Annotated in this window: 6 protein-coding genes and 1 riboswitch; all 6 genes read right to left on the bottom strand. The window is 45.0% G+C overall.

What is annotated here, in order from left to right:
- Nucleotides 1–51: 51 nt before the first annotated feature.
- Complete coding sequence (locus tag BN1234_RS03840; RefSeq protein ID WP_054955346.1) at nucleotides 52–906, bottom strand: bifunctional 5,10-methylenetetrahydrofolate dehydrogenase/5,10-methenyltetrahydrofolate cyclohydrolase; 855 nt, start codon at nucleotides 904–906, stop codon at nucleotides 52–54.
- A gap of 71 nt (nucleotides 907–977) precedes the next feature.
- A riboswitch (ZMP/ZTP riboswitch) is annotated at nucleotides 978–1,055 on the bottom strand.
- A 23-nt stretch (nucleotides 1,056–1,078) separates the two neighbouring features.
- Entirely contained in the window at nucleotides 1,079–2,488 is a 1,410-nt protein-coding gene (locus BN1234_RS03845) for a sucrose-specific PTS transporter subunit IIBC (protein WP_170307984.1), read from the bottom strand.
- A 19-nt stretch (nucleotides 2,489–2,507) separates the two neighbouring features.
- A complete protein-coding gene (locus tag BN1234_RS03850) occupies nucleotides 2,508–3,986 on the bottom strand; it encodes a glycoside hydrolase family 32 protein (RefSeq protein WP_054955348.1) in 1,479 nt (492 codons plus the stop codon).
- A gap of 163 nt (nucleotides 3,987–4,149) precedes the next feature.
- Complete coding sequence (locus BN1234_RS03855) at nucleotides 4,150–5,133, bottom strand: LacI family DNA-binding transcriptional regulator (protein ID WP_054955349.1); 984 nt, start codon at nucleotides 5,131–5,133, stop codon at nucleotides 4,150–4,152.
- Nucleotides 5,114–5,524, bottom strand: coding sequence for an MmcQ/YjbR family DNA-binding protein (locus tag BN1234_RS03860; RefSeq protein ID WP_054955350.1), 411 nt, complete (start codon nucleotides 5,522–5,524; stop codon nucleotides 5,114–5,116). Before BN1234_RS03860 ends, BN1234_RS03855 begins: the two co-directional genes overlap by 20 nt.
- A 67-nt stretch (nucleotides 5,525–5,591) precedes the next feature.
- Nucleotides 5,592–6,191: HAD-IIB family hydrolase (locus BN1234_RS03865; RefSeq protein WP_054955353.1), on the bottom strand; the 600-nt coding region annotated here is incomplete at its 5' end.

The following is a 6,191-nucleotide window of genomic DNA, read 5'->3' on the forward strand; positions in this document are numbered from 1 at the left end:
ATCATCCACTATATGTTATGAATAATAAGCCGCTTCTTGATATTATTTACATTATTGTTGCTTTCCACTCGTCTTCTCAGCCGCATCAACGGTATGCTTCAGTAGTGTTGCAATGGTAACTGGGCCAACTCCGCCCGGCACCGGAGTAATTGCACTAGCTCGCTCATAACATGCTTCATAATCACAATCCCCGATATTGCCCTCGTTGTAGCCTGCATCCATAATGACAGCGCCAGGCTTGATCCAGTCTCCTTGAATAAAGTTCGGCTTGCCAACAGCAGCCACAACGATATCACCCTGAGATACCAGTTGCTCAAGATGTTGTGTTCTCGAATGACAGATCGTTACGGTCGCATTCCGATTAAGCAGCATCATGGACACTGGCTTGCCCAAGATCGGGCTTCTTCCCACCACAACTGCATGCTTTCCTTCCATCGGAATCTTGTATTCATCCATAATAGCCATAATTGCTGCTGGAGTACATGAAGGAAGCGCGGCTTGACCAAAAGCATTTTGAGCAAAGCCAAGCATCGTCACACCATCAACATCCTTTTCAATCGATATGGCCTCAAAAGCAGCACGCTCGTCAATATGATGAGGAACCGGATGCTGCAGTAAAATCCCGTGAACAGACGAATCATTATTCAATTCTTGAATAACATCAATCAGCTCTTCAGTGGTCGTTGACCGTTCCAGAACAACGCGTTTGGATTCAATCCCGAGTCTTTTACAAGCGTTACCCTTCATTCGAACGTAAGTTGCTGAAGCAGGATCATCGCCCACAAGAACGGTTGCCAGGCAAGGTCTTACGCCTTGCTGTACTAATCGGTCTACACGATCCTTAAGGGCCTCCTTTATACGGTTTGCAACCAAATTGCCATCCAGAATTAATGGATTCTTCTTCATGTTTACCAGCCCTTTCGACATTTATGTTTATAAAACACAAAGAGGTAAAGAGATTCTATGGGGAATCTCCTTACCTCTGCCCAGGCGTACGGCTGTTATCTATGTGCTCCCTCATGGTATTCCATGTTACGCCAGTTACACACAGCTTTTTTTAAAATCATATCATAATTGTTTATTTTTTGGAATTAAGATCATCCAGCATCTTATCGTTGAAACCAAAGAACCAGGTTAATGCAAATGCAACTGCCATCGCAATCACGTTACACAGAATGTAAAGCGGGAGCTGGCTGTTCAAATACAGAAGTGTTCCCGGAATGACAGTAATCGCCATACCTGAAGCTTTCAGGTGGAACAGGGAAGCCAGGAAACCACCGACACCGCCGCCGATTAATCCCATAACAAACGGCTTGAAATAGCGAAGGTTCACACCAAAGATGGCTGGCTCTGAAATCCCCAGGAAGGCCGAGAATGAAGACGGCAGTGATAATGCCTTCAGCTTCTTGTTCTTTGTCTTCATACCAACTGCAAGACAAGCTGCCCCTTGAGCTGCCATAGCACTTGTGACAAGCGCGTTAAAAGGGTTCGCTCCCGTACGCTCAAGCAGCTGGATTTCGAGGAAGTTAAAGATATGATGCACACCTGTAACAACGATGATCTGATTCAACGCGCCTATAATAAGACCTGCCAATCCAAACGGAAGTTCCAGCACAAAGGTTGTTGCATTCAGAACAATTTCTTCAACAGAGTGGAAGATCGGACCAATCGCGAATAGTCCAAGGATAATCATAACGACCAGTGTTAAGAATGGTGTGATAATTAAATCAAGCGCTTCCGGAATTCTTTTTCGCAAAAAGCGTTCAAACTTCGCACCGAGCAGTCCCATAAAGAACGCTGGCAGCACAGACCCTTGATAACCTACAACCGGAATGAACCCAAGGAATAAAAGCGCTTCCGAAGATCCGTTTGCTACTGCATATGCATTCGGCAATGCAGGATTTACGAGCATCAAGCCAAGCACGATACCGAGAACCGGGCTTCCGCCAAACACCCTGAACGCTGACCAAGCAATCAGTGCAGGAAGGAATGCAAATGCCGTATCTGTAAGCACCTGCGTAAACAGCAGGAAATTAGGTGAAATATCAGCAGGAACTGCACCAAACCACGCAAGTACCTGTTCCTGTGTCAATAAGCCCCGAAGTCCCATGAATAGCCCCGTTGCCACCAATACGGGAATAATCGGAACGAATACGTCGCCAAAAGTACGAATCGCACGTTGAAACGCATTACCTGATTTTTTAGCCTCGCTCTTCAGCTCCTCTTTACTTGTACTCTCAAGTCCAAGACTTTCAACAGCATCAAATATTTGATTGACTGTACCTGTACCAAAGATAATCTGATACTGCCCCGAGTTGAAGAAGGCTCCCTTTACCTTGTCAATATTCTCAATCTTCTTCTGGTCAATCTTTTTCTGATCGTGCACCATAATGCGAAGTCTGGTGGCACAGTGAGCGAAGGAGGCGATATTCTCCCTTCCCCCGATTGCTTCTACTACCTGTTTTGCAATTTCTTGATTGCTCGCCATTCTCATTCTCCCCTTCCTCTTAGTCTACTGCTTTCGCCAGATCCCATTTTGTCACTTTCAGATGAGCGCTTCCTTCTTCGGTAAAAAAACGAATCCCCTCACTGTCAGGCTGCGGGAAAATCCGGCTTGTGAACACTTTTTCTCCGTCATTGATAAATAGTTCTACGGACGACGTATCCACAAACAGATGTAATTTAATATAATCGGCATCCAGCTTGCATGATCTGGTGGTACCGTATTTAACACCGCTCGGCTCTCCGGAGGCAGAACGGTCAAACGTAACTTTTTGGATTCCATGATCGTACCGGATGACCGTCTGCTCTGATTGACCAGCCCGGATGACAACCCCTACGGCAGCTGCTTCCAGAGCGCTAAACTCACATATCATCTCATAGGCGGTTCCTGTTATCCCCTCGAGAGTTCGATGCTCATCCGTAATCATGCATTCCGCCGTGACCGATTCCCCGCGAAGCTTCTGCAGCTCTTCCACAGGCTGTTGAATCAATTGACCATTATGAAGTTTAAGCTCTCTTGGAATGGTTAAGCAGTGGGCCCAACCATGGGAATCTGTCGGGTAATCCACCTCAGCCTGGCCCATCCAGGCTACGAGCAGCCTGCGGCCTTTACCGTCAAGCATCGATTGGGGTGCATAAAAATCAAATCCGCAATCCAGTTCTTCAAAATCCCCATGTTCAAACTCCATCGTATTACGATTGAGCGGCTTTCCGATCACATAACCGGATTGAAAGATATTCTGATATTTATCACCCTCCGGACTTAAGCCTTGGGGAGAAAAGATGAGCACTCCCTTCCCATCTAGTTCAAAATAGTCAGGGCACTCCCACATATAGCCGAAGTCGTCCAGCTTGGTCTTTATCTCTCCTCGGAAATGCCATTCGATCAGATCAGGGGATTCATAAATAACTGCTGCCCCTGTTAGATTCTGTCTCTGGGCTCCGATCACACAGCGGTACATATCCTTGTCTTCCCATACTTTCGGATCACGTAAATGCTCGGTATAACCTGCTGGAACGTGGTCAATAAGCGGCGTTCCCCGCTTCGTAATTTCTCCGGATTCATCCATGACAGCCAAACACTGATAAGGATGCCTTTTCCACTCTTTATCCCGTGTATTGCCCGTGTACATGATATAGAGCTTTTCATCCTTCTCGATTGCACTTCCTGAATAAGCACCATGAGAGTCGAATCGGTCATATGGGCGAATTGCTATGCCTTCGTTATGCCAAAATGCCAAATCCTTGGACTTGGTATGATACCAATATTTAAGTCCATGGTAAGTTCCTAAGGGAAACCACTGATAGAAGAGATGATATTCTCCCCCATAATATGAAAATCCATTAGGATCATTTAATAGTCCCGTCACCGGCTGAATATGAAAGGTCTGCCTCCACGAGCACTGATTAACCATGTCAGTTAAAGCAGTTATTTCTTCGGGAGAAGCCTGTTCAAGTCGTCTGTATTTATGCTGTTTGCTCATCCCTCTTCTCCTTACACTTGGTAATAAAATAATAAAGCGGTTTCAAAATAAGCACTGTCTCTTACGGAACCGGTTCCATTTCAGGGTAAAAATATATAGCCAGCTCCAAAAGACTCTGTCGGATCCATTGGAACCGGTTCCACTATGAATATAACCTGCAGTTTTAGATTTTGTCAACACTTTCACGGATCAATAAATCACATCCCATAACCGTTAATGGCTCAACCTCCTTGTCACTTACCAGTCTCATGATATTTTTTGCCGCTAGCTTTCCCGCTGTTGAATAACCATATTTAACCGTTGTCAGGCTGGGATGAATCACTTCTGTGATATCATATCCGCCAAAACCGGTTACGGATAGCTGTTCTGGAATATGGATTCCTCTCATGTAAGCGGCCTTCATGACACCTAAAGCAATATTGTCGGTTGCACATACAATGATCGAAGGCTTATCTTTATCCAAAATCGATGATGCTGAAACGACAGCGTCGGACATTTTGAATCCACTCTCGTAGAAGTCTACATGGACGTCCTGCTTCTGACGGACTGCTTCCTGAAAGCCCTGTTTGCGCTTGACTCCTACAGCAATATCCTGTTCAGTAACACCTAAATAAGCTATTTCCCTATGACCCTGCTGCAGTACATACTTTCCGATTTCGTACCCTGCAGAATAGTCGTCATATATCATGCTATGGACCTCCTTATGCTGCTGTCCAAGCAAGATCACCGGAATTTTAATCTGTTCAAAGGCTGTCATGTGCGCTTCCGTTATTTGGGTAGCAAACAGGATGATACCGGATATCTTTTGTCTCGCCAAATCGTATATGGCTTCAATTTCACGGCTTAAATCCTGGCTTGTATTTACGATGAGGAGCTGATAACCATGTGCCCTTAGCTCTTCATCCAGACTGGTAACCGATTGCGAGGCGGAGAAAGAGTCAAGGCGAGGCACTATAGCCCCGATCATATTTGTTTTTTTAGCCTTTAAACTCTGGGCAAAAGTGTTGGGGCTATACCCCGTTTCCTGAATAACCTGATCCAACTTTTTTCGAGTAGCATTGCTTACGGAGCCGCCATTCAAATAACGGGATACCGTGCTCTTTGCTACTTCTGCAATTTTCGCAATATCAGCTATTGTTGTCTTCATTTCTAACCTCGGAGTTTTTATTTAAGCTTGTTTTCGTTTCTCGGATTGAACTTCGCTGTGCTTTTGTCAGGCTGCTAAATACCAGATCATAAGAATGATCGATCATATCCCGCAAATCTGAAACCGTTAATGAACCATCAGCAATGACGGTATTCCAATGCTTTTTATTCAGATGATATCCGGGTTGGACTGCAGCATGCTGTTCACGAAGATTCGCAGCGATAACAGGATCACATTTTAAAGAAATATGGGCGATTTGCCGTTCGTCAGGCTTGGAGATCAATGCAAACATTTTCCCTCCAACCTTTATGACAAGCGGTTCTGGACCGAAAGGGTAGTCTTCTAACGCTCCTTCTTTCGATAAACAATAGGATTTAAGATCGCTGTACATGAGTTTATGCTCCTTCATCCTCTAATATCTTTTAATATAGCATGTCCTGAGGATGAAGGAACAGTTGCTAAACCGCTGTGTTTTTGAGTGAGATTAATCCTAGCTGATGCAGCCCCATCATAATCCCGTCTTGATCTACATCACTTGTAATATATTTAGCCACTTTCTTGACCTCCGGCTGTGCGTTACCCATAGCTACACCGTGTCCGACATAAGACAGCATCTCAATATCATTCAAGTGATCTCCAAAGGCGATGACCTCTTTCGCATCCTTCCCTAGATGCTTAATCATGTACTCAATACCCGCAGCTTTGGAGCATCCGAGCGGCAGTACATCTGTCGCTACCGTATCCCATCTCACAAACCGAAGCAAGCGTTCGTATTCCTTCTCATATAATGCTTGTTCCTCGTTTGTACAAAATACGATGGCCTGGTAGATATCTCTATTCTTATAGTAATCAGGATCATATTCCGGCAGTTCCATCTTCAGCGGGCCATAGCTTGATTCTATACGAACATGCTGAACGACATTCACTCTCATATGTTCTTCACTGACATAAAGGATGGGCTGATCCGAACGGACAGCATAATCAGTTAAAGACTCGATTACTTCTAACTGCATCGGGTTCTTGTAGATCACTTCTCCCTGGTACACAACATATTGACC

The sequence above is a fragment of the Paenibacillus dakarensis genome (assembly GCF_001373415.1).
Classification (GTDB): Bacteria; Bacillota; Bacilli; order Paenibacillales; family Paenibacillaceae; genus Paenibacillus_AQ; species Paenibacillus_AQ dakarensis.

Coding starts and splice junctions, on each gene's coding strand:
- BN1234_RS03860 (WP_054955350.1), bottom strand. CDS start 5,524: ATGTACAGCGATCTTAAATCCTATTGTTTATCGAAAGAAGGAGCGTTA.
- BN1234_RS03855 (WP_054955349.1), bottom strand. CDS start 5,133: ATGAAGACAACAATAGCTGATATTGCGAAAATTGCAGAAGTAGCAAAG.
- BN1234_RS03850 (WP_054955348.1), bottom strand. CDS start 3,986: ATGAGCAAACAGCATAAATACAGACGACTTGAACAGGCTTCTCCCGAA.
- BN1234_RS03845 (WP_170307984.1), bottom strand. CDS start 2,488: ATGGCGAGCAATCAAGAAATTGCAAAACAGGTAGTAGAAGCAATCGGG.
- BN1234_RS03840 (WP_054955346.1), bottom strand. CDS start 906: ATGAAGAAGAATCCATTAATTCTGGATGGCAATTTGGTTGCAAACCGT.